Origin of the sequence: Streptantibioticus parmotrematis, from assembly GCF_019890615.1 — a bacterium.
Taxonomy (GTDB): Bacteria; Actinomycetota; Actinomycetes; order Streptomycetales; family Streptomycetaceae; genus Streptantibioticus_D; species Streptantibioticus_D parmotrematis.
This window is the reverse complement of the sequence record NZ_JAINVZ010000022.1, coordinates 45,471-67,544: the sequence shown is the minus strand read 5'-3', so window position 1 is coordinate 67,544 and position 22,074 is coordinate 45,471. Positions and strand designations below refer to the sequence as shown.

24 protein-coding genes are annotated in these 22,074 nt (G+C 72.4%); 11 read left to right on the top strand and 13 right to left on the bottom strand.

The window, feature by feature from the left end; all coding sequences use genetic code 11:
* Positions 1–143: 143 nt before the first annotated feature.
* The 3 genes from K7472_RS25720 to K7472_RS25710 form a co-directional block, all read right to left on the bottom strand.
* On the bottom strand, positions 144–557 hold the full coding sequence (locus K7472_RS25720) for an ATP-binding protein (protein WP_222980943.1): 414 nt from the start codon (positions 555–557) through the stop codon (positions 144–146).
* A 311-nt stretch (positions 558–868) separates the two neighbouring features.
* A complete protein-coding gene (locus K7472_RS25715; protein ID WP_222980942.1) occupies positions 869–1,435 on the bottom strand; it encodes a GNAT family N-acetyltransferase in 567 nt (188 codons plus the stop codon).
* 279 nt (positions 1,436–1,714) lie between these two features.
* Complete coding sequence (locus K7472_RS25710; RefSeq protein WP_222980941.1) at positions 1,715–1,975, bottom strand: UBP-type zinc finger domain-containing protein; 261 nt, start codon at positions 1,973–1,975, stop codon at positions 1,715–1,717.
* A gap of 110 nt (positions 1,976–2,085) precedes the next feature.
* Between K7472_RS25710 and K7472_RS25705 the strand changes: the two genes are divergently transcribed.
* Complete coding sequence (locus K7472_RS25705) at positions 2,086–3,693, top strand: Na+/H+ antiporter (RefSeq protein WP_222980940.1); 1,608 nt, start codon at positions 2,086–2,088, stop codon at positions 3,691–3,693.
* Positions 3,694–3,708: 15 nt separating this feature from the next.
* Here the strand turns inward: K7472_RS25705 and K7472_RS25700 are convergent, their stop codons facing one another.
* Positions 3,709–4,611 (bottom strand): 1-aminocyclopropane-1-carboxylate deaminase/D-cysteine desulfhydrase, encoded by a 903-nt coding sequence (locus K7472_RS25700; RefSeq protein ID WP_222980939.1) that lies wholly within the window; start codon positions 4,609–4,611, stop codon positions 3,709–3,711.
* A gap of 214 nt (positions 4,612–4,825) precedes the next feature.
* On the opposite strand from K7472_RS25700, the gene K7472_RS25695 reads away from it, so the two are divergent.
* Positions 4,826–5,605, top strand: coding sequence for a helix-turn-helix transcriptional regulator (locus K7472_RS25695; protein ID WP_222980938.1), 780 nt, complete (start codon positions 4,826–4,828; stop codon positions 5,603–5,605).
* 24 nt (positions 5,606–5,629) lie between these two features.
* Here the strand turns inward: K7472_RS25695 and K7472_RS25690 are convergent, their stop codons facing one another.
* From K7472_RS25690 to K7472_RS25675, 4 genes are all read right to left on the bottom strand, one after another.
* The gene (locus K7472_RS25690) at positions 5,630–6,880 is read right to left on the bottom strand and encodes a serine hydrolase domain-containing protein (protein WP_222980937.1); all 1,251 of its coding nucleotides are present in this window, start codon (positions 6,878–6,880) and stop codon (positions 5,630–5,632) included.
* Between the two features lie 20 nt (positions 6,881–6,900).
* Positions 6,901–8,292 carry an RNA polymerase sigma factor gene (locus tag K7472_RS25685; protein WP_222980936.1) on the bottom strand — a complete coding sequence of 464 codons (1,392 nt, stop codon included), beginning with the start codon at positions 8,290–8,292 and terminating at the stop codon, positions 6,901–6,903.
* Positions 8,293–8,429: 137 nt separating this feature from the next.
* Positions 8,430–8,792 carry a YciI family protein gene (locus tag K7472_RS25680; protein ID WP_222980935.1) on the bottom strand — a complete coding sequence of 121 codons (363 nt, stop codon included), beginning with the start codon at positions 8,790–8,792 and terminating at the stop codon, positions 8,430–8,432.
* Positions 8,793–8,961: 169 nt separating this feature from the next.
* On the bottom strand, positions 8,962–9,531 hold the full coding sequence (locus tag K7472_RS25675) for a hypothetical protein (protein WP_222980934.1): 570 nt from the start codon (positions 9,529–9,531) through the stop codon (positions 8,962–8,964).
* Between the two features lie 454 nt (positions 9,532–9,985).
* Between K7472_RS25675 and K7472_RS25670 the strand changes: the two genes are divergently transcribed.
* The 4 genes from K7472_RS25670 to K7472_RS25655 all read left to right on the top strand — a co-directional run bounded on the left by K7472_RS25670 (position 9,986) and on the right by K7472_RS25655 (position 13,059).
* Positions 9,986–10,561: a helix-turn-helix domain-containing protein gene (locus tag K7472_RS25670; RefSeq protein ID WP_222980933.1), complete on the top strand. Its 576-nt coding sequence runs from the start codon at positions 9,986–9,988 to the stop codon at positions 10,559–10,561.
* Between the two features lie 179 nt (positions 10,562–10,740).
* Complete coding sequence (locus K7472_RS25665) at positions 10,741–11,082, top strand: hypothetical protein (protein ID WP_222980932.1); 342 nt, start codon at positions 10,741–10,743, stop codon at positions 11,080–11,082.
* A complete protein-coding gene (locus tag K7472_RS25660) occupies positions 11,075–12,292 on the top strand; it encodes an MAB_1171c family putative transporter (protein WP_222980931.1) in 1,218 nt (405 codons plus the stop codon). Before K7472_RS25665 ends, K7472_RS25660 begins: the two co-directional genes overlap by 8 nt.
* Positions 12,289–13,059: an oxygenase MpaB family protein gene (locus K7472_RS25655; protein WP_308014089.1), complete on the top strand. Its 771-nt coding sequence runs from the start codon at positions 12,289–12,291 to the stop codon at positions 13,057–13,059. Before K7472_RS25660 ends, K7472_RS25655 begins: the two co-directional genes overlap by 4 nt.
* 91 nt (positions 13,060–13,150) lie before the next feature.
* On the opposite strand, the gene K7472_RS25650 is transcribed toward K7472_RS25655, so the two are convergent.
* On the bottom strand, positions 13,151–14,017 hold the full coding sequence (locus K7472_RS25650; RefSeq protein WP_222980930.1) for an alpha/beta fold hydrolase: 867 nt from the start codon (positions 14,015–14,017) through the stop codon (positions 13,151–13,153).
* Positions 14,018–14,183: 166 nt separating this feature from the next.
* Positions 14,184–15,224, bottom strand: coding sequence for an NAD(P)-dependent alcohol dehydrogenase (locus K7472_RS25645; RefSeq protein ID WP_222980929.1), 1,041 nt, complete (start codon positions 15,222–15,224; stop codon positions 14,184–14,186).
* 170 nt (positions 15,225–15,394) lie between these two features.
* Between K7472_RS25645 and K7472_RS25640 the strand changes: the two genes are divergently transcribed.
* Positions 15,395–16,453, top strand: a complete 1,059-nt coding sequence (locus K7472_RS25640; protein WP_222980928.1) for a helix-turn-helix domain-containing protein — start codon at positions 15,395–15,397, stop codon at positions 16,451–16,453.
* 6 nt (positions 16,454–16,459) lie between these two features.
* Here the strand turns inward: K7472_RS25640 and K7472_RS25635 are convergent, their stop codons facing one another.
* The gene (locus tag K7472_RS25635; RefSeq protein WP_222980927.1) at positions 16,460–17,689 is read right to left on the bottom strand and encodes a MalY/PatB family protein; all 1,230 of its coding nucleotides are present in this window, start codon (positions 17,687–17,689) and stop codon (positions 16,460–16,462) included.
* Between the two features lie 351 nt (positions 17,690–18,040).
* On the opposite strand from K7472_RS25635, the gene K7472_RS25630 reads away from it, so the two are divergent.
* Positions 18,041–18,562 carry a hypothetical protein gene (locus tag K7472_RS25630; protein WP_222980926.1) on the top strand — a complete coding sequence of 174 codons (522 nt, stop codon included), beginning with the start codon at positions 18,041–18,043 and terminating at the stop codon, positions 18,560–18,562.
* Between the two features lie 68 nt (positions 18,563–18,630).
* The gene (locus tag K7472_RS25625; protein ID WP_222980925.1) at positions 18,631–19,473 is read left to right on the top strand and encodes a DUF4097 family beta strand repeat-containing protein; all 843 of its coding nucleotides are present in this window, start codon (positions 18,631–18,633) and stop codon (positions 19,471–19,473) included.
* 92 nt (positions 19,474–19,565) lie between these two features.
* Here K7472_RS25625 and sodN read toward each other — a convergent pair whose 3' ends face one another.
* On the bottom strand, positions 19,566–19,961 hold the full coding sequence (gene sodN, locus K7472_RS25620; RefSeq protein WP_222980924.1) for a superoxide dismutase, Ni: 396 nt from the start codon (positions 19,959–19,961) through the stop codon (positions 19,566–19,568).
* Positions 19,962–20,100: 139 nt separating this feature from the next.
* Here sodN and sodX point away from each other — a divergent pair, with 139 nt between their 5' ends.
* Entirely contained in the window at positions 20,101–20,499 is a 399-nt protein-coding gene (gene sodX / locus K7472_RS25615) for a nickel-type superoxide dismutase maturation protease (protein ID WP_222980923.1), read from the top strand.
* A 143-nt stretch (positions 20,500–20,642) separates the two neighbouring features.
* Here sodX and K7472_RS25610 read toward each other — a convergent pair whose 3' ends face one another.
* Complete coding sequence (locus K7472_RS25610) at positions 20,643–21,212, bottom strand: CGNR zinc finger domain-containing protein (RefSeq protein WP_222980922.1); 570 nt, start codon at positions 21,210–21,212, stop codon at positions 20,643–20,645.
* Positions 21,213–21,306: 94 nt separating this feature from the next.
* Between K7472_RS25610 and K7472_RS25605 the strand changes: the two genes are divergently transcribed.
* A complete protein-coding gene (locus K7472_RS25605; protein WP_222980921.1) occupies positions 21,307–22,074 on the top strand; it encodes a class I SAM-dependent methyltransferase in 768 nt (255 codons plus the stop codon).

Sequence of the window (22,074 nt, the reverse complement as noted above, 5' to 3'; positions counted from 1 at the left end):
CCGGGGCGCGCGCCGTGAGTGCCGTACGTGTCGCGTGTGCCGCTACCGTCCCGCGCCGGACGCGCCGGGTATGCGGCTCGCACCGCGCACTCCGGGCACCTCCGGCCCTTGCGGAACCTCAGGATTTCGGGCATCTGGGGACCTCACGACTGTCCAGGGCCGGCGCCGCGCTTCTTGTGCAGGCTGATGCTGACCGTGTTGTCCTCGGCCACGGTGGAGTCGACCTCGCCGGCCAGCGCGGACAGCACCGTCCAGGCGAAGGTGTCGCGCTCCGGGGCGCGGCCGTCGGTGGTGGGTGCCGAGACGGTCACCCACAGGGCGTCTTCGACCAGGCGGAAGACGCATGACAGGACGCTGCCGGGGACGGCCTGCTGAAGCAGGATGGCGCATGCCTCGTCCACGGCGATGCGTAGGTCTTCGATCTCGTCGAGGGTGAAGTCCAAGCGGGCTGCGAGCCCGGCGGTCGCCGTCCGCAGGACCGAGAGGTAGGCACCCGCCGCGGGCAGCCGGACCTCCACGAAGTCCTTCGACCCGGGCTCGCCTGCGATCTGGGACACCCACACCTCCAAGGTGGCGCACAGTGGTTGAGCTGGATGACGGCCGGTTCACCGTGGGTGACGGCGGTCCCGGCCCCGGTGCACTATTGATGTGCACGCGACGCGCTCCGGGTGAACCGCGCCCGACCCGCGTCGTCCAGGGACGGTATCGCGATCCGAGCCCCGGTGTCGCCCGGACCGAGCACGGCTGCCCCCACGGAGGAGCCGGTATCGGCACCCCGTTGTTGTCACTAATTGTAAGCCTATGAGTACGCACAGTGGCTAGGGGTTCGGGGGTCTCAATTCGACAGCGATGACGCCCCGTTGACGCTTCAGCCCGCCTCGCTGGTTCCCGCGCCCGCGTCGGCGCCGCTCCCGTGGGCGCCGCCGCCCGCCTTCTCGGCGCCGCCGTCCGCCGGACGGGCCCGTTCCGCCAGGGTACGCAACGGCTCGCCGGTCAGCCGGTGCACCGTCCACTCGTCCATCGGAACCGCGCCGAGCGACTTGTAGAAGCCGATGGACGGCTCGTTCCAGTCCAGGACCGCCCACTCGAAGCGCTGGTAGCCGCGCTCCACGCAGATCCGGGCGAGCTCGGCCAGCAGCGCCCTGCCGTGGCCCGCGCCCCGCGCCTCGGGCCGCACGTACAGGTCTTCGAGATATATCCCGTGCGTCCCGGTCCAGGTGGAGAAGTTGCGGAACCACAGGGCGAAGCCCACCGGCTCGCCGACCGAGTCGTCCTGCGCGATCAGCGCGAAGACCGCGGCGTCGGCGCCGAACAGCGCCTCGCGCAGCTGCGCGGGCGTGGCCCGCGCGGCGTCGAGCGCCCGCTCGTACTCCGCGAGTTCGCGGATCATGGCGTGGATCGCCGGAACGTCGGCGGGCGTTGCGGGTCGAATCATGTCCCCAGGCTAACCGCGCGCACCGACAACGCCGAGGGCCGGAACGGAACGCGTGTGCGCGCGTACGGGAAGGCGCGTGCGCGCGCACGGGAACGCGGCTGTCGGCGCCCCCGGCGCCCCCGGTGGTCCGCGCGGCGGTGGTCCGCGCGGCGGTGGTCCGCGCGGCGGCGGCCCGGCGACCACAGCGGCCCTGGCGGCCCGGCGGTCCAGCGCCCCGGCCGTCCGCGCGGCCCCGGCGACCACAGCGGCCCCGGCTCCGGCGGCCCGCGCCGCGACCGCTCAGGTCAGCTGCTGGTCCTCGTAGCACCAGCGCCAGTCCTCGCCCGGCTCGAAGGTGCGCATCACCGGGTGGCCGGTCTCCTCGTAGTGCTGGGTGGCGTGCCGCAGCGGCGAGGAGTCGCAGCAGGCCACATGGCCGCACTCCAGGCACAGCCGCAGCTGTACGGGATGGGTGCCGGCCGCCACGCACTCCAGGCAGGTGTCCGACCCGGGCGGTGGTTCGGGGCGCGGCAGCGCGGAAACGTGCTCGCACGGCTTCATGATTTCCAGGTTAGGCAGTCCGGCGCCCGACTGTCGGCCGGGACGGCGACCGGACGCGGAAGAGCACGACGAGGCGACGAGGCGACGAGGGCGGTGCGGCCGTGGCGGGCATGGCGGGAGCGTCGGGCGGGGCCGGGCTGCTGGTCCTGGTGGCCGGGAGCGCCGCGGTGGCGGGCGTGGCCCGCAGGGTCGCGATGTCGGCGCCGCTGCTGCTGGTCGTCATCGGCCTCGCCGCCTCCTACGTGCCGGGGGTGCCCGCGTACACCCTGGACCCGCACCTGGTGCTGCCGTTCGTCCTGCCGCCGCTGCTGCACACCGCCGCGCTGGAGAGCTCCTACCTGGGGCTGCGCGCCAACCTGCGCCCGGTCGCGCTGCTGTCGGTGGGCCACGTGCTCTTCGCGACCGCGGTGATCGGCGTCGTGGCGCACGCCCTCGTGCCCGGTCTGCCGCTGGCCGCCGCGCTCGTGCTGGGCGCGGTGGTCGCGCCGCCGGACGCGGTCGCGGCCACGTCCATCGCCCGCAGGGTGGGTCTGCCGCCGCGGATGGTGACGATCCTGGAGGGCGAGTCGCTGTTCAACGACGCGACCGCCATCACCGCCTACCGGGTCGCCCTGGCCGCCGCGGTGGGGGAGGGCATCAGCTGGCCGCGCGGCATCGGCGACTTCCTGCTCGCCGCGATCGGCGGCGTCGGCGTGGGCCTGGTCCTGATGGTCCCGCTGCACTGGCTGCGCACCCGGCTGACCGAGCCGCTGCTGCAGAACACGCTGTCGCTGCTGATCCCGTTCGTCGCCTACGCCGCCGCCGAACGGGTGGACGCCTCCGGGGTGCTCGCCGTGGTGGTCGTCGCGCTGCACCTGGGCCACCGTTCGTACGAGGTGGACTTCGCCACCCGGCTCCAGGAGGCGGCGGTGTGGAAGATGGCCGCCTTCCTGCTGGAGTCGGCGGTCTTCGCGCTGATCGGGCTGCAACTGCGGCTCGTGGTGCGCGGTCTGGGCCCGCACGGTGTCCGGCAGGCGATCGGGTACGCGGCCGTGCTGCTCGTCGTGCTGATCGCGGCACGCTTCGTGTGGGTGTTTCCCGCGACGTATCTGCCGCGCAGGCTGATTCCGTCGATCGGGCGGCGGGATCCGGCGCCGCCGTGGTCGACGCCGCTGGTGATCTCGTGGGCCGGGATGCGCGGGGTGGTCTCGCTCGCGGTGGCCTTCTCGATCCCGTTGACCACGCACGACGGATCGCCGTTCCCCTCCCGCGACCTGCTGCTCTTCCTGGCCTTCGGGTGCGTGATCGGGACGCTGGTGGTGCAGGGCTTCACGCTGCCCGCGGTGGTGCGGGCGCTGCGGCTGCCGGGGCCCGACACGCAGCGGATCACGCTGATCGAGGCGCAGGCGCAGAGCGAGGCGTCCACGGCCGCCGAGGACCGCCTGGGGCGGCTGCTGGCCCGGCCGGAGAACGCGTTGCCCGCGCCGCTGGAGGAACGTCTGCGGCGCGTCCTGGAACGTCGCCGCAACGCGGTCTGGGAACGGCTGGGCCAGGTCAACGAGGTCACCGGCGAGTCGGCCGACGCGACGTACCGCAGACTGAGCCGCGAGATGATCGCCGCCGAACGCGACGTCTTCGTGGGCCTGCGGGACGCGCGCCGCATCGACGACGAGATGCTGCGAACGCTGCTGCGCAGGCTGGACCTGGAGGAGGCGGCGGTGGAACGGCTGGAGGACTGAGGGGGGGCGGTGCCGTCAGCCGGTGATCACGGCGGCGACGCGCGTACCCGGTGCGAACGCGCCCTCCTCGGCCAGCGTGCGCACCCCCAGCAGCATCTTCGCCACGTACGTGAGGTCGGGCGTGAGGCCGTGCTGCTGCCCGAACTCCTCGGCGAACGACCGCAGTCGGGGCGGGACGCGGGCGTAGCCGCCGCAGTGGAAGCGGGTGTCCAGGCTCCAGTCGCCGCGTGGGCCGCCGAACGCCTCGGTCTGGAGGCGCGCGATGTCGTCGGCGAGGAAGCCGCCGCCCTTGAGCACGGGGAAGCCGATGACGCGCTGGTCGGCCGGGTCGAGCCCCGCCGCCAGCCCGGCCAGGGTGCCGCCGGTGCCGCAGGCGACGGCGACCACGTCGGCGTGGCCGCGCAGCTCCCGCCCGAGGTCGACGCAGCCGAGGACGGCGAGGGCGTTGCTGCCGCCCTCGGGCACGAGATGGAAGTCGCCGAACCGTTTCTCCAGGCCGGCCAGGAAGGCGGGGTCGGTCTTGCGGCGGTAGTCGGCCCGGGTGACGAAGTGCAGGCGCATGCCGTCGTCGGCGGCCCGCGCGAGCGAGGCGTTGAGCGGCCGCGAGGCCAGCTCGTCCCCCCGCACGACCCCGATCGTGTCCAGCCCCAGCATCCGCCCGGCGGCCGCGGTCGCCCGAAGGTGATTGGAGTAGGCCCCGCCGAACGTCAGCAGAGCGCCGCCGCCGGACTCCAGGACAGCGGCAAGGTTGAGCCGCAGCTTGCGCCATTTGTTACCCGGCAGATCGGGATGAACGAGATCGTCCCGCTTGAGCAGCAGCCGAACCCCACGCCGGGTGAGCGCGTCGTCATGGACGCCCTGGAGGGGGGAGGGCGGTCTCTCCTCGAGGGCGGCGAGGAGGTCGGCGGTCGGTCTCACCCGTCCATTCTGACCGCCTCGCCGTGTGGACGTCCTGCGGGCCGCTGCGTAACGCGCAGCGCGGACAGCGACAGGGCGGCCAGGCCGAGGTGACCGTGTGCCGTCGCGACGGCGGAGACAGTGCTGTCGTGACGGCGGGGACAGCGTCGGCCGGGTGCCGGTCGGGGACGTCAAATGGGTGTCATAGGAAGGGAATTGGCGCTAGCGTGACGCCATGACGACCATCGGGGACGCGCCGAACGACGTGCTGCGGGCCGTACGGATCGGGCTGCGGATGAGCCAGGACGACCTCGCCAGGGCGCTGCGGCGGGCGGGTGTGGAGCTGGGGGAGCCGAACGAGGCGAGCAAGCGGCTCGTGCAGCGCTGGGAGGCCGGGACCAGCCGTTCTCCGCGACCGGTCTACGCCCGCGCGCTGGAACGCGTCACCGGCGTCCCGCTCGAAGCCCTGGGCTTCGTCCCGCAGGTGCCGATGGCCAGGGTGCGCGACGACGGATCGGGGGGCCACGACCTGTCCCCGGCGCCGGACGGCGTGGCCGCCGCCTCGCCCGCGCCGCGCGCGGTACCGCGTTCCGCCAGCGAGACGTACGGCGGTGTCTGGCTGTCGCGGTACGAGTTCTACTCGTCGGGCCGCGACGCCACGTTCGAAGGCAGGCACCACGTGGTGCTGGTCCAGCACGGCACCCGGCTGACGGCGCGGTCACTGCCGGAGGCGTCGTCCAACCCGGCGTCCCCGCTCGCCCTCGACCTGACGATCGACCGCAGCGTGGTCACCGGGACGTGGACGGAACGGACCGCGCGCGACGGCTACTACCAGGGCGCCACGTACCACGGCGCCGTCCAGTTGCTCGTCGAGCCCACCGGGCGCCGGATGGCGGGCAAGTGGGTCGGATTCGGCAAGGACTTCGACGTCAACACCGGCCCGTGGGAACTGCGCCTGCTCGACACGTCGGTGTCCAAGGCGACGCTGGACCGCTACAGCGTCCCGCCGGAGTGAGCCGTCGCCGTCCCTCCCGTGGGATCAGTCCGCGATCGACTGGTACGACGCCACCCAGAAGTCGCGGTGGACGTTGCTGAAGAACGGGAACTCCGCTCGCTGGGTCATCATGATGGACACCATCCGCTCGGCCGGGTCCGACGACCAGTTGGTGCCGAGGCCGCCGTCCCAGCCGTAGCGGCCGGGGGTGGCGGCGATGCCGTCGCGGCCGGTGACCACCGAGACGCCGAAGCCCCATCCCGCGTTCGCCCACGTGCCGGGGGCCATCTCCGAGATGCTCTTCTGGTGACCCGTCAGGTGATCGGTCGTCATCAACGTCACCGAAGGGCGCGAGATGACGCGTTCGCCTGCCAACTCGCCCTCGTTCAGCATCATCTGACCGAACGCCAGATAGTCGTCCACCGTCGAGACCAAGCCCGCCGCGCCGTCCGGGAACGCGGGCTCGGCCGCCCACTGGCTGTCCGTCACGCCGTCGTACACCTCCATCCGGCCGCCCTCGTGGTGGTTGGCCATGTACGAGGTCGCCAGCCGGTCCAGCCGGTCGGCGGGGACGTGGAAACCGGTGTCCCGCATGCCCAGCGGCTCGAAGATCCGCTCGCGCAGGAAGTCGCCCAGCGCCTGCCCGCTCGCCCGCGCGATCAGCACGCCCAGCACCTGCGAACCGGTGTTGTAGAGCCACCGTTCGCCCGGCTGTGCCATCAGCGGCAACTCGCCCAGCCGCCGCATCCACTCGTCCGGCTCCGGCGGCTCGGCCGGGTTCGGCACCCCGGTCGCCACCCCGCGCTCCTGCGCCGCCTTCACGACGGGGTGGTCATCCGCCCCCAGCAGCATCCCGAATCCCATCCGGAACGTCAGCAAGTCCCGCACCGTGATGGGCCGTTCGGCCGCCACGGTGTCGTCCAGCGGGGCGTCAGGACGGGTGAGCACCCGCCGGTCCGCCAGTTCCGGCAGCAGCCGGTCGACCGGCTCGTCGAGCCGCAGAACACACTCCTCCAGCAGGATCATCGTGGCCACCGCGATCACCGGCTTGGTCATCGAGGAGATCCGGAAGATCGTGTCCCGCCGCATCGGCCGCGCCCCGGGCCCGAACTCCATGTCCCCGATCACGTCCACATGCGTCTCGCCCCGCCTGCTGACGCACGTGATCAGCCCCGGCAGGTCGCCGCGTTCCACGTGCCGGGACATGATCGTGTGCATGCGCTCCAGGCGGGCGGGTGACAGGCCGCCGGGGCTCGTGACGCGGGTGCCGCCGCTCTCGGCGTTCCGGGTGGTCATGCGGTGACGGGTGCCCGCGTTCACCTCCCGGTATGCGCGGCGGCGCCTCCGCCGCCCGTCGTCCCGCCGCCCGCCGTCCCCGCCACTCCGCCGCGCGGGTCCGCGGCCCGTGACCGCAGCAGCTCGCGCTCGCGCGCGTTGCGGGTCAGGGTCGCCGCGTGGGCGAACTCCGCCCGCGCCTCCTCGTACCGGCCGAGCCGCGCCAGCAGGTCGCCGCGTACGGTCGGCAGCAGGTGGTAGCCCTGGAGCGACGGTTCCCCGGACAACTCGTCGACCGCCGCGAGCCCGGCCGCAGGGCCGTCCGCCATGCCGAGCGCCACCGCCCGGTTGAGCGCCACCACCGGCGACGGCGCGCGCAGCGCCAGCGCGTCGTAGAGCCGCACGATCGCCCGCCAGTCCGTCTCCCGCGCGGTGCGTGCCCGGGCGTGGCAGGCGGCGATCGCGGCCTGGAGCGTGTACGGGCCGGGGGCCGCCCCCGCCGCCTTGCCGGCCGCCTCGGCGTGCGCCAGGGCCGCGAAGCCGCGCCGGATGAGCAACGGGTCCCAGCGCCGCCGGTCCTGGTCGGCCAGCAGCACCGGCTCACCGGACGGCCCGGTGCGCGCCGCCGCGCGGGACGCCTGGATCTCCAGCAGCGCCGCGAGGCCGTGCGCCTCCGGCTCGTCCGGCATCAGCGCGGCCAGCAGCCTGGCCAGCCGCGACGCGTCCTCGCACAGCGCGGGCCGCATCCAGTCGTCGCCCGCGGTCGCCGCGTACCCCTCGTTGAAGATCAGGTAGATGACGCCGAGCACCGACGCCAGCCGCTCGGCGCGCTCAGGGCCCTGCGGCACCTCGAACGGCACGCCCGCCTTCGCCAGCGTCTTCTTCGCCCGCACGATCCGCTGCGCGACGGTCGCCTCCGGAACGAGGAACGCCCGCGCGATCTCGTCCGTGCGCAGGCCGCCGAGCAGCCGCAACGTCAGGGCGACGCGGGCCTCGGTGGACAGCACCGGGTGGCAGGCGGTGAAGACCAGGCGCAGGACGTCGTCCTCGATGGGGTCCTCGTCCAACCGGGCCAGGTCGTCGGCGCCCGGCGCACCGGCGGGCAGCTCGTGGGCGAGGGCCTCCAGCTTGCGGGCGTAGGTCCGCTCGCGGCGGAAGCGGTCCACGGCACGGCGCCTGGCGGTGGTCGTCAGCCAGGCGCCGGGACGGTCCGGCACGCCCGTACGCGGCCACTGTTCGAGGGCGGCGACCAGCGCGTCCTGGGCCAGTTCCTCCGCGAGGCCGACGTCGTGCGTGAGGCGGGCCAGACCGGCGATGAGGCGGGCGGCCTCGATGCGCCAGACGGCTTCGATCGCGGCGACGGTGGCGGAGGGCGCGTCGGTGGCTTCGGGCGGCGGCGCCGCGGGGCCGGTCGTGTCGTCGTCCGCGTCCATCGCCTCATCAGACCAGGCGGAACCGGCCGGGGCAACGCCGGAGGCGCCCCCGCGCGGCGGCGCGGCAGCCGTCACACGGGGAGGCGCGTCCGGCGGCGCGGCAGCCGTCACGGGGGAACGCGCGTCCGCCGCCGCCGTCAGCCGGCCGGGGGCTCCTCGACCTGCCGGACCTCACACGTGATGTCCCAGCCCTCGTCGTGCACCGCGGCGAACCGCTTGGCCCACTCGACGGCCTCCTCCTTGGACTTCGTCTGCATGATCGCGTAGCCGCCGATGAACTCCTTGGACTCGGCGAACGGCCCGTCCGTCACCGTGAGCTTCCCGTGCTCGGACCGCACCCTGACCGTCTCCTCCGGCCGGCCCAGGCCCGCGGTGTCCAGCATGACCCCGGCCTTGGTGATCTCGTCCAGCAGCTTGCCCATCTCCTCCATCATCCGCGGGCTGGGCCCGCCCTCCGGAGCGCCGTTCTCGTTGACCCTGATCAGCGACATGAAACGCATGACGTCCAGCTCCTCGTGGTGTCCTCGCGGCGGGTGGATCCCGCCTTCTGTGTACGCGTCGAACGCGAGGGGGCGGGATCGACACGGCGGGGAAAGTTCTTTCTTCTCCGGGGGAGTGGGGGCGTGAGCGGCGGCCCCGGGCATGGGTGAGGCCGGTCGGCGCACGCGGTCAGAACCGCGGCGGCAGAGTGGCCAGAGCCCACAACACCTCCACGTAGGTACGCGGCAGGTCCGGGGCGAGCGCCGCCCGGCGCAGCGTGTGACGACTGCCGGTGGGGATCCAGCACCGCGCCGTGTACGCGGCCATGCCGAGGGGAGCGCGCAGAGCCGCACGGGCGTGATGGGGCGTGCCCGGGGTCAGGTCGAGCCAGCGTGCCGGACGGGGCGCTGCGGCCAGGGCGGCGGGATCGACGACGGCCGCGACGGCCGGGTCGGCCCAGCAGGAGACCAGCGCCACGGCTGTCTCCCAGCCGGCGGTGCTCCTGGCCAGACCGCGCACCGCCCGCGCGAGCCGCTCGGGTGACGGGGTGTTGGGTAACAGCCAGGACCCGACACTCAGGCCGTACGCGCGCAGCAGGTCGGTGATCGCGTAGGCGGGGGGCGCGGTGCCGACGACGATGACGTCACGAGCGCGGGTACGTAATCGCTCGGCCCAGCAGGCCGGGTCCCCCGCCGAGGGCGCTTTTCCCTGCGCCGTCCCGTGCCGTTCGCTCAGACGTGAAACCCGCTCACTGTGCACGATTTCCCCCTGCTCGTATGCCACTTCGGGTTGGGGGGACTTCTTGGGACGGGCTCTCGCGACGTGGGACGAAGCTGTCGCGGCGCCCTGCGGACGGCTCCGCCAGTGGCCGGCGGGCGGAGCGGTCTCCCGGTGGGCCCGCGCGGTCGTGCGGCGCCGAGGACATGCCCGGCGACGCACGCCCCCCCGTGCCGCCCAGACCCACCCACCGCGCGCGGGCTGCCCCCCGATCAGTCCGCGCGTCGGGAGGAAGATCGTGCGCCGTGCCCGGAGCGACTGTCAAGAAATTGGGACCGCTCGCCCAACAGTCGCCTGTATTTCGCCCGTTACCTCCGCTTTGCCGAGGCGTACAGGTCTCAGTTTTCTGACATCCTGGATGCCGGAACCACTCCCCGCGGGGCGTGCGCTCACATAACATCGGGCCGTTGCAAACCAGTTGGGTTGGGGGGAGCCGGTGAAGCCGTCGGACACCGAACAGGCGGGTGTGTTCGCCGATCGCCTGGCACGGTTGAACCAGGTGCTGTACGAAGCCGATCTCGGCCGCCCTTTCACCGATCAGGAGATCGCCGATCGCATCGGCCTGTCCGTCAGCCAGGTGGCCAACCTGCGCCACGGCCGCTCCCTGCCGCGTGCGGACCGGGCACATCGCCTGGCCCAGCTCTACGGCGTGCGCTCGGAGTTCTTCTTCCTCCCGGCCGACGCGCCCTACGTCGGTCAGGTCGAAGCAGAGCTGCGTGCCATCGAGGCGGAACGTCGCGGTCTGCCGCACTCCCGCGTACGGCGCTCAGCCGGCGCCTCCCCGGCCGGTCCACCGGACCGAGCGGCGACGAGTGGAGCCGCCCGAAGCGCGAGCAACGAGGGCGCCACCGGAACCGCGGAGGAGGAGGAAGAGGATGAGCGGGTGCGCCGGATCGCCGAAGGAGTGGCGGAACTGCCCGCCGACATGAGGGAGACCGTCGCGACCCTCGTGGACCAGCTCCGGCGCGCGGTCAGCCGGCGACCCGGACGGCCCAACAGGAGCAACCGATGACCGAATCCCGTCTTGTGACGACGTGGCGGATACCCGAGGAGAGAAGAGGGGCCATGGGCATGCGTGCCGAGTGGCAACGGGTGATCAGTGCGCTGGAAGAGCTCGGACTGCCTCGTCACCCCACGATGAACGAGTTGACCACCGCATACGAACATCACACCGGACGTACGTTACGCATGATGGAGAGAGACATCGGGCCGGGCGAACCGTCGGGCGAATGCGAGCAGTTCCTCCTGGAGGACCGGGTCTACTACCCGAAGGGCACGTCCGCCGCGCACCAGGCCCTCGTCCAGTGCCACGAACTGGCCCACCTGCTCCTCGGGCACACCACTCGCCACACGGCCATCAGCCCGGACGTCATCCGGCGCGTCCTCGGCCGTGACCACTACGACGAACCAGCCGAGAGGGAAGCCGAGACCTTCGCCACCCTGCTCTTCCGGGAACTGAACCTCGAACCGCTCGAGGGCGTCGCGGAGCGAGTCGCCCCGGCTCTGACACACCGAGAAGGCCGTCATGCCTAACCCCGAATTACCGTACGACCTGGGGTATTCGGTCATCGCCGTCTGCATGCTCCTCCTGGCCGTCCACAAGACGCGGGCCTGGCTGAGCGAGCGTATCCCCAGTCTCCTCCTCATGGCCGTGGCCGCTCTGGCCTCGGGTTCCGGGTTCCTGACCGCGGCGCCCTACGTCTACCGCGCGATCGACCGCACGAGCGGTACGCCCAACCTGGCCACCTTGTTCGTCTACGGTTTCATCACCGTCTCCTGCGCCGCCTTCTTCCTCCTGGTCCGCCTCTGGTCGCTGCACGACCCGGTTGCGGCCGCCGAGGAACGCCGGGGCACCGAACTGCAGCGCCTGCGCGTCGCCGCCCGACTGGTCGCTCCGGCGTACGCGGTCGTCCTGATACTGATGGCGGTGTTCTTCCTGGCCTCCGGTCTCCCGGCCGGTGAACGGCCGCTCACCTTCGACTCCTCGTACGCGACCGTTCCCTCCGTCGTGGCGTTCCTCATGGTGTACCAGGCGGGCTACGGCTTCGCGTTGTGGTCGATGGCGTACCTCGCCTGGCGCTACTCCCGGGGCGTCGGCGACCCGGTTCTGCGCGGCAGCCTGCGCAGGACCGCGACGGGATGTGTCTTCGTGGCCTTCTACGGCGTCCTGAAGATCATCGCCATCGTGGGCATCATGTGCGGCGTCTCCTCGATGGCGCCGGTGAGCAACTCCGTCGCCCCTGCCTGCGCATCGGTCGGCGGGGTGGTCATCATCGACGGCTGGATCTACGCCGCCCGGCAGGTCCGCCGTCTCAGGCGCCGCGAGTTCCGCGCCCTCGAAAAGCTGTGGAAGGCGGTCACCAGCCACGAGCCGGGCCTCGTCCTGCGTACCAGGGTTCCCCGGTCCGACTGGGGACTCCAGCTCCTCGCCATTCGCCGCGCCGGTGAGATCCGCGACGGACAGTTGTCCCTGCGGCCCTGGCTCTCCGAGCGCGTCGTCTCCGAAGCGCGGCGTGTGGCGGAGGCGGAGGACCTGCGTCCTTCAGAGACGGAGGCCTTGGCGGCCGCGGCGGGGATCCTCTGGGCCCTGCGGGCACGGCAGGACAACGTGTTTCCCGACGTCACGTGTGCCAGCCCACCGGGGATAGGGGTGCCGCCGCACGCGGAGCGCCGGCATCTGAGCCTCGTCGGCAGCTACCTCGACCATCCCCTCGTCGAGCGAATCCTGCGGACCGCGACGTGAGCCGGCGGCCTTCCGCCGCGGGCGCGCCATCGCCGCAGCGCCAGCCCCCCGACGAGGACCCGGAGGCCGTTCTGCGGGAGCTGGCGTTGCGCCACTTCCCCGCCGACTACAAGTTCGGCCTCAACCTCGGCTTCTACCGGACCTTCGCCGTCCCCACGATCGCCCGGGCCCTCGCGCGCACCGAGAAGCTGGAACGGGAGCCGCGATCACGTGCCAAGGCGACCGGGCGACTGGTCTACGCCCTGATCGAGCACGGTCTCGCGAGCCCCGCCGCGCGGGAGGCCGTGTCCCGGCTCAGGACGCTGCACGAGGGGATCGACGCGGGCAACGAGCACTACGTGTACGTGATGTCCGCGTTCTGCGTCTGCCCTGTCCGCTGGATCGACGCCCACGGGTGGCGCCGGACCACACCGCAGGAACGCGCCGCCGCCCACCGGTTCTACGCGCGCCTCGCCACGGAGATGGGAATCGAGGACTTCCCCGCCTCCTTCGAGGGGACCCGGCGGTGGATGCGGGAGTTCGAACGACGTGAGTTCCGGCCGACCCCCGAAGCCGACCGCCTGGTGCGGGCGACCCGTTCCCTCCTGACGGACCGGGCGCCCCGGGTGCTGTCCCCTGTTCTCGACTCCTGCTTCTCCGCGCTCCTCGACGAAGAACTCAGGCGGGCGTTCCGGATCGCGCCGCCAAGTGCCGCCGTACGGTGGGCACTTCAGGCGGCGCTGTACCTGCGGGCGAGGATCCGGGCGTTGCTCGCATCGGCGGAGTGAGCGCGCGGCCGAACGAGTTTCCCACGTCCCCCCCCCGCATCCCACGTCTCCCCGCCTTCTCACGTCCCCTGCTTCCCACGTTCCCCGCGTCTCACGTCAACGGGTTCTCCGCCACGAACCGCCGCAGCTCGGTCGCGAGTGCCGTGGGATTGTCCAGCTGGACGAGCGTGCGGGCGTCGGGGATCTCCACGTACCGCCCGTGCGGCAGCAGTTCCGCGAGGCGCCTGCCGGTGGCGGGCGGCATCATCACGTCCCGCGCGCCCCACGCGACGAGCGCGGGCCGGTCGAACTCCCGCAGCCGCCCGGCCGCCTGGCGGTAGGTGTCCTTGCGGGTGGAGCGCAGGAACCGCGTCAGGTCGCGGCGGATCGCCGCGTCCGTCAGCAGCGGCCCGTACCACTCGCGCACCAGCTCGTACGGGATCGGCCGGTGTGCCATGCCGCCGAGCGAGAACGGCAGTCCCACCAGGAACGGGACCCGGAAGGCCTGGAGCATCAGGAACAGCCCGCCCGGGACCGAGCAGGCCAGCTCCAGCGCCTTGCCCTGCATGCCCGGCGGGTAGTTGTCCAGCGCCTCGCACGACGTCAGCACCAGGCGGCCGACACGCTCGTCCCGTACGCCGACCAGGAGTTGGGCGGTCCCGGCGTCGTTCTGCACGAGGGTGACGTCGCGCAGGTCGAGGCGTTCGAGGAACTCCGCGAGCAGCCCGGCCACCCCCTGCGCCGACAGGTCCGCGTCCGGGCGCGCGGGCCTGCGGTGCGCGCCGATCGGCAGCACGGGCACCACGATCCGGAACTCGTCGCGCAGCTCCCGGACCAACGGGTCCCACACGGAGGCGCCGAACCCCAGGCCCGGCACGAGCACGAGGGTCTCACCGGTGCCGCCCTGTCGCTCGCCGCCGCCCGGCTCTCCGGTGTCGGTGTAGTCGATGACGCCTGCGCTGAGTTCGATCTCGGGCATCGGACGCTGCCGCCTTCCCGCTGCAACGGACATCTCACGTGACGGATCGATCCGTTGGCAGCCTAGACCCGCGCGCCTCCACCCAGGGGGATCGCCTTCGAACCGGTACGGCCGTCCGGGTGGCCGGAGAGACGGGCGGCCGGGTGGTCGGGTGGCCGGGCGGTCGTCAGATGGTCGCCGTGTCGATCACGAAGCGGTAGCGGACGTCGCTGGCCAGCACCCGCTCGTACGCCTCGTTGACCTGCTCCGCGCGGATCAGCTCGATCTCGGCGCCGATGCCGTGCTCCGCGCAGAAGTCCAGCATCTCCTGAGTCTCGGCGATGCCGCCGATCGCCGACCCGGCGAGGGACTTGCGGCCGAGCATCAGCGAGAACAGGTTGAAGGCGACCGGCTCCTCCGGCGCGCCCACGTTGACCATCGCGCCGTCCACCTTCAGCAGCGACAGCAGGGCGCCGAAGTCCATCGGTGCCGACACGGTCGAGACGATCAGGTCGAGGGTGCCGGCCAGTTCCTCGAAGGTCTTCGGGTCGCTGGTCGCGTAGTAGTGGTCGGCGCCCAGCTTCAGCCCGTCGTCCTTCTTGCGCAGCGACTGCGACAGGACGGTGACCTCGGCGCCCATGGCGTGCGCGATCTTGACGGCCATGTGCCCGAGGCCGCCCAGGCCGATCACGGCGACCTTCTTGCCGGGACCCGCGTTCCAGTGCCGGAGCGGGGAGTAGGTGGTGATGCCCGCGCAGAGCAGCGGGGCCGCCACGTCCAGGGGCAGGCCGTCGGGGACGCGCACGACGAAGTTCTCGTCGACGACGACCTTCTCGGAGTAGCCGCCGTAGGTGGGCTCGCCGTCCCTGCCGACGGCGTTGTACGTGCCGACCATGCCCTGGAGGCAGTACTGCTCCAGGCCCTTGCGGCAGTTCTCGCACTCGCGGCAGGAGTCGACCATGCAGCCGACGCCCACCCGGTCGCCGACGGCGAACTTCGTCACACCGGAGCCGACCTGCGAGACCACGCCCGCGATCTCGTGGCCGGGGACCATCGGGAAGATGGCCTCGCCCCAGCCCTCGTGGACCTGGTGGATGTCGGAGTGGCAGATACCGGCGAACTTGATGTCGATCAGGACGTCGGACTCGCCGACAGCGCGCCGCTCGATGGTGGTCCGCTCCAGCGGAGCCTTGGCGGCGGGCGCGGCGTACGCAGCAACAGTGGTCATGCCGAGGGTTCTCCTAGCAGGTTTCCGTCCCCGGTTTCCTGTCCACCGGGCACGGCCCCCAGCCTGCCGGGACTCGCCTGCCCTACCCAGACCACGCCTTCGCGTACGACCGCTGTGCGTACCACTGGCGGTATCAGGCTGCCGGGCGTACGACCAGGAATACTGGACGTATGGAACGCAGTGACCTCACGGATCCCGCAGGCACCGGGGACGCACGGGCGCAGGCCGAGCCCGCCACCGGAGCCGCTGCCGGGCCGACCGCCGACGCTGCCGGAGCCGCTGCCGAGCCCTCCGCTGGAGACGCCGCCGGGCCCGCCGGGGCCGCCGGGCGGCCGCTGGACCGGCGGGCCGAGCTGAGCGAGTTCCTGCGCACCCGCCGGGCCCGCCTGAAGCCGGAGGACGTCGGACTGCCCGACTTCGGCCGGCACCGCCGGGTGCCGGGGCTGCGCCGGGAGGAGCTGGCGCAGCTCGCCGGGGTGTCGGTGGCCTACTACACGCGGCTGGAGCAGGGCAACGGCCGCAACGTCTCGGCGGAGGTCCTGGACTCGATCGCCCGCGCCCTGCGGCTGACCGACGCCGAGCACGCGCATCTGACGCACCTGGCGAAACCGAAGTCGCACAAGAAGAAGGCGGCGGCGGGGCGGCAGCAGCACGTGCGTCCGGCGCTGCGGGAGCTGCTGGACTCCATGGACGGCGTGCCCGCGTACGTCGTCGGGCGCCGCTCCGAGATCCTCGCCTGGAACCGGATGGCGGCGGCGGTCTTCGGCGACTGGGCGCAGCTGCCGCCCGCCGAACGCAACTGGGCACGGCTGGTCTTCCTCCAACCCTCCTACCGCGATCTGTTCGTGGACTGGGAGCAGAAGGCGATCGACATCGTCTGCGCGCTGCGCATGGACGCGGGCTGCCACCCGGACGACCCGCGGCTGTCCGCCCTGGTGGGTGAACTGTCCGTGAAGAGCGAGGAGTTCCGGCGGCTGTGGGCGACCCACGACGTCAAGGAGAAGAGCCACGGCGTCAAGCATCTGCACCACACGCTGGTGGGCGCCCTGGCCCTGCACTTCGAGTCCTTCCGCATGACGGACGGCACGGACCAGTCCCTGATCACCTACCACGCCGAGCCCGGCTCCCCGTCCGCCGACTCCCTTCGCCTGCTGGGCAGTTGGGGCAGTGACGTACCGGAAGCCACCGATCCGGCGGACCCTTCCCCGTCAGCGCGTCACCGGTCGTAACGGCCCTCAGTCGTAAGGGCGTTCGGTCGTCCGGCCGTCCGCCGCGACCTTCCCCATCCGTTCGACGGCCCGCGTGAGGACCGCCGTCGACGTGGCGAAGTTCAGGCGGACATGGCCCGCGCCGCCGGTGCCGAAGGCGGCGCCCGCGCTGACGGCGACCCGGCCGCGTTCCAGGAAGGCGGCGGCCGGGCCGGTGGACGCCGTGACGTCGCCGCGCGCGTCGGCGTCGTCCGCGCCGGGGTCGTCGAGGCCGAGCGCGGTGCAGTCCAGCCACGCCAGGAAGGTGGCCTCCGGACGGACCCAGCCGACCGCGGGCAGATGTGCGGCCAGCAGGTCGCCGAGCAGCCGGCGGTTGGCGTCGAGCCCGCAGAGCACCGCGTCCAGCCACTCGTCGCCGTCCCGGAGCGCGGCCGTGTGCGCCAGCGCACCCAGGTGGCTGGGGCCGTGCCCCACCTCCTCCGGCATCCGGGCGAGGTCGTCCGCCGCGTCGGCACCGGCGATCGCGACGGCGCACTTGAGGCCGGGCAGGTTGAACGCCTTGGACGCCGACATCAGCGAGAAGCCCGCGTCGCCCCCGGGCACATCGAGGTACGGGGTGAAGCGCGCCCCCGGCAGCACCAGCGGCGCGTGGATCTCGTCGGCGACCACGCGTACGCCGTACCGCCCGGCGAGCGCGGCGACGGCCGTCAGCTCCTCACGGGTGTGCGCCACGCCCGTGGGATTGTGCGGGTTGCACAGCAGGTACGCGGCCGGTCCGCCGCGCGTCGCGATGGCGAACGCGGCCTCCAGCGCGCCGGGTTCCAGTCGTCCGGCGGTGGTCAGCGGAGCCTCCACGACGTGGCGGTCCATGTGCTCGACGAACGCGTAGAACGGCGGGTAGACCGGGCAGTTGACGACGACCGCCCCGCCCGGCCGGGTGACCAGCCGCAGCACCTCCACCGCGCCCAGCATCACGTCGGGCACCAGCCGGGTGCGTTCCACCGCGATCCCGTGCCACCCCCAGCGGCGCACCGCGAAGTCCCGCAGCGCCTCCGCGTACCCGGTGCCGGCCGGGTAGCCGGTGTCGCCGCGCGCGAGCGCGTCGCCGACCGCCGCGACGACCGCCGGGGCCGGTGCCACGTCCATCTCGGCCACCCACAACGGCAGCACGTCGGCGGGGTGCGTGCGCCACTTCATGCTGGTGCGGCGGCGCAGTTCGTCAAGGGTGAGCTGCTCGAACGGGTTAGCGCTCGCCATGGGTCGCTCCTCCGGTCCGGCGCGCGGGCGGTGACCTCGATGGTCACGCGCGAGGCGGGGGCGGGCCACCCCTTGGACGGGGCGATCCTGTTCGGGTTGGACTTCGGGTTGGACGGGGCGATCCCCTTTTGGGCGAGCCGTGGCGCCGGTTCGGGGCAGATAGTGGCGCCAGATGGCACCGTGTGGCACCACATGGCGCCATGAGGTCGGCGAGAGACCCTGTGGGTGCGCCCCGGTACAGCTCCGACTCGGGCACGTTTCCGCAGATCGCAGGGCCTGTCCCCAATTCGATGGCATCTGATGCGCCGCCTCGTCTTGCCTGTGGCACCATAATGGTGCCATGATGGCGCTATGGACCTCGCCCCGTATGTCGACATCCTCCGCCGTGAACTCGCGGTGGCCGCCGAAGCCGGTGGGGAGGACGCCCGCGAGCTGGCGGAGCGGCTCACCGCTCCGCTGGAGTCGGCGACCCGGCTGACCATGCTCAACGTGCTTTCCGCCGCGATGGACGAGATCACCCGCGAGCTGGCTCCGGGATCGGTCGACGTACGGCTGCGCGGGCTGGACCCGGACTTCGTGGTGACGCCGCCGCCCGTCGCCGACGCATCCGACGAGGTGGCGGTCGTGCCCGTCGAGGCGTTCACGGCCCAGCCGCCCGACGAGGGCGACGAGGGCGGCACCGCCCGCGTCAACCTGCGTCTGCCGGCCCACCTCAAAGCGCGCGCCGAGGAGGCCGCGGGCCGCGAGGGCCTGTCGGTCAACGCATGGCTGGTACGGGCGGTGTCGGCCGCGATCGACGGCGGTGGCGCGCGGGCGCGTACGCCGAAGTCGGCCCGCGCCGTCGGACAGAACTACACGGGCTGGGTCCGCTAGCCGCACCCGCGCCTACGCCCGCACCCGCGCCATCCGGAACCCCCAGGACTCATGAGGACGGTACAGCCATGCCTGTTTTCGACACTCCCGGCCCGATCGCGGTCACCGCTCACGTGGGCGCGGGGACCCTCCAGTTCACCGCCGCCGACCGCCCCGACACCGTTGTGGAGGTGCGGCCCGGCGATCCGAAGCGGGACAAGGACGTGCGGGCCGCCAAGCAGACCGAGGTCACGTTCGCGAACGGCGAGCTGACCGTCCGGACGAAGGAGCGCACCCTCATCGGGCCCACCGGCACCGTCGACGTGACGGTCGAGCTGCCCACGGGCTCGCGGGTCGACATGACCGGCTCGTGGACCCAGGTGCTCGGCGAGGGCCGGCTGGGCCAGGTCTCGGTGCAGACCTCGGGCGGGGACGTCCGCCTCGACGCGACCGGGCCGCTCCAACTGACCGCCTCCCACGGCTCGGTCTCCGTGGGCCGGGTGGAGGGCCCGGCCGCGATCACCACCAGCTTCGGCGGTCTGCGCGTCGGTACGGTCGACGGGCAGGCCGTCCTGAAGAACTCGCACGGTACGACGACCGTCGGCGCCGCCCTCGGCGACCTGCGGGTGAGTGGCGCCCACGGCGACATCGACATCACGCGGGCCGAGGGTTCGGTCGTCGCCACCACGGCCGGCGGCGCCCTGCGCGTCGACGAAGTCACGCGCGGCACAGTCCAGTTGGAGAATTCGTACGGCGCCATCGAGATCGGCGTCCGCGAGGGCACCGCCGCCTGGCTCGACGTCAGCTCCGCTCACGGTCAGGTACGCAACAGACTCACCGCGTCCGACACCCCGCGGGAGTCTGAAGACACCGTCGAGGTCCGAGCCCGCACCCGCTACGGCAACATCGAGGTACGCCGCCCCCGCGTGTGAGCGCCACCTCCCGAACGCCCGCACCCGGCCCCCGAAGCGTCCTGACGGACGCCATGGTGAGCCGGGTGCGGGCGTACTGCGAGCGCCTGGGATCAGGCCTTCTTGGTCTCCCAGAAGATCGTGTCGATCTCGGCGATGAGGTCCAGCGCCTTCTGGCCGGTCTTCGGGTCGTTCGAACCCTTGGCCGCGCTCAGCGCCTTCAGGGTGTCGTTGACCAGCTGGTGCAGCTGCGGGTACTTCTCGAAGTGCGGGGCCTTGAAGTAGTCGCTCCACAGGACCGAGACGTGGTGCTTGGCCAGCTCGGCGCGCTGCTCCTTGATCAGGACCGCGCGGGTGCGGAAGTCGGCGTCCTCGTTGGCCTGGTACTTCTCCTGGACCGCCTTGACAGACTCGGCCTCGATACGGGCCTGGGCCGGGTCGTAGACGCCACAGGGCAGGTCGCAGTGGGCGCTGACCTTCACCTTCGGCGCGAACAGGCGAGAGAACATGGCTGTCCTTCCTCGTGATCGTCTTTGCAGATGGGACATTACTCCCTGAGGAGGCCCATTTCTCGGGTGCCCCCTGGTGCTTAGGACAAAAGTCTGGTGTCACTCTGGACCCGGTGGAGGATCGGACAGGAGGCGCGGCATGCGCGAGCAGGGGGCAAGGCTGCCGTTCGGGCTGGCGGAGGTCAACGGGCCTTCGATGGTGCCCACGCTGTACCACGGCGACCAGCTGCTGATCCGCTACGGGGGACAGGTGCGGGACGGGGACGTGGTGGTGGTGCGGCACCCCCTGCAACAGGACCTGCTGATCGTCAAGCGCGCGGTGGAGCGGCGGGACGGCGGGTGGTGGGTGCTGGGGGACAATCCGTTCGCCGAGTCCGACAGCAGGATGTTCGGGGCGGTGCCGGACGAACTGCTGGTGGCGCGGGTGCTGGGACGGTTCCGGCCGCCGCGGGGGCTGCGGCGTTCGGTGACGGCGGCGGTGGGGTGGGCGGCGTCGGCGGTACGGCCGGTGCCGGCGCGGCGGGTCAAGGCGCGCTGAGGCGACTTCCGGTCACCACGGCCGCGTGACGGTCACCACGGCCGCGTGACGGTCGCCACGACCGTGCGACGGTCCTGACGGTCACCACGATCGCCTGACGGTCAGACGGTCACCACGATCGCCTGACGGGTCGCGAAGAACGGCTACCGCTGCGCCTCCTGCCGCTTGCGGGCCCGGTACGCGGCCACGTTGGCGCGGGTGGCGCAGCGGTCGGAGCAGTAGCGGCGGGAGCGGTTGGTCGAGGTGTCGATGTACGCGTTGCGGCACGGCGTCGCCTGACAGATGCCCAGGCGGTCCACGCCCAGGTCGGTGAGCTGGAAGGCCAGCCCCATGCATGCCGTCGCCGCGTACGCGGCCGTCGCGTTGGTGGCGTGGTCGGCCAGGTGCATGTGCCACTGCGGGCGGTCGTGCTCGTCCAGGTGGCCGTGGCCGGAGATCTGCGGGCTGACCGGGTACTCCAGCAGCAGCGCGTTCAGCAGGTCCACCGCCCGTACCTCGTCGCCCTCCGCCGCCGCCTCGAAGACCGCGCGCAGCCGGGAGCGCACCCCGCGCAGCCTGGTCACGTCCGCGTCGGTGACCCGGCGCGCGGCCTGCCGGCTGGCCCCGAACAGCGCGCGTACCGCCTCGACGGAGGTCAGCTCGTCCTTCCTGCGCGCCGGCTCCTCGCTGTTGACCAGCCGTACCGCGTAGTCCGAGTAATAGGCCAGTTCCACTTGAGATCCTTACCGGCGCCGTCTAGGGTCGGGATGCGGGGAGTGCGTAATGGGCACGTTCCGTTCCAGGGTATTACATGCGGAGGGGTTCACCATGACGGCGACGACCACGGCACGCGACCCTTACTGGCAAGCATGGCAGGACAGCTGGGACCGGCAGCAGCAGTGGTATCTGCCGGACCGCGAGGAACGCTTCCGGGTGATGCTCGACCTCGTCGAGGCGGTCGCCGGGACCGCGCCGGTCGTGCTCGACCTCGCGTGCGGCACCGGCAGCATCACCGACCGCGTGCTGCGGCGCTTCCCCGACGCGCGCTGCACCGGCGTCGACCTCGACCCGGCCCTGCTCGCCATCGCCCGCGGCCACTTCGCGGGCGACGCGCGGGCCGCGTTCGTCACCGCCGACCTCACCGACCCGGCCTGGACGGACGCGCTGCCGCACCGCTCGTTCGACGCCGTGCTCACCGCGACCGCCCTGCACTGGCTGCGCGCCGAACCGCTGCGCACGCTGTACGGGCAGGCCGCGACCGTGCTGCGGGACGGCGGCGTCCTGATGAACGCCGACCACATGCCCGACGAGAGCACGCCCCGGCTCAACGAGGCGGAACGCACGCTGCGCCACGCCCGCCAGCAGCGGGAACGCGCGGAGGGCGTCCTGGACTGGGAGTCCTGGTGGCGGGCGGCGGCCGAGGACGAACGGCTCGCGGACGCGGTCGCCCGCCGCTTCGAGATCTACGGGAGCCACTCGGACGGGGAGGTCCACCCGCCCCGGTGGCACGAGGAGGCGCTGCGCGCGGCCGGGTTCGGGGAGGCCCGCACCGTGTGGCGGTCGGTGACGGACGCGGTGGTGCTGGGTCTGCGGTAA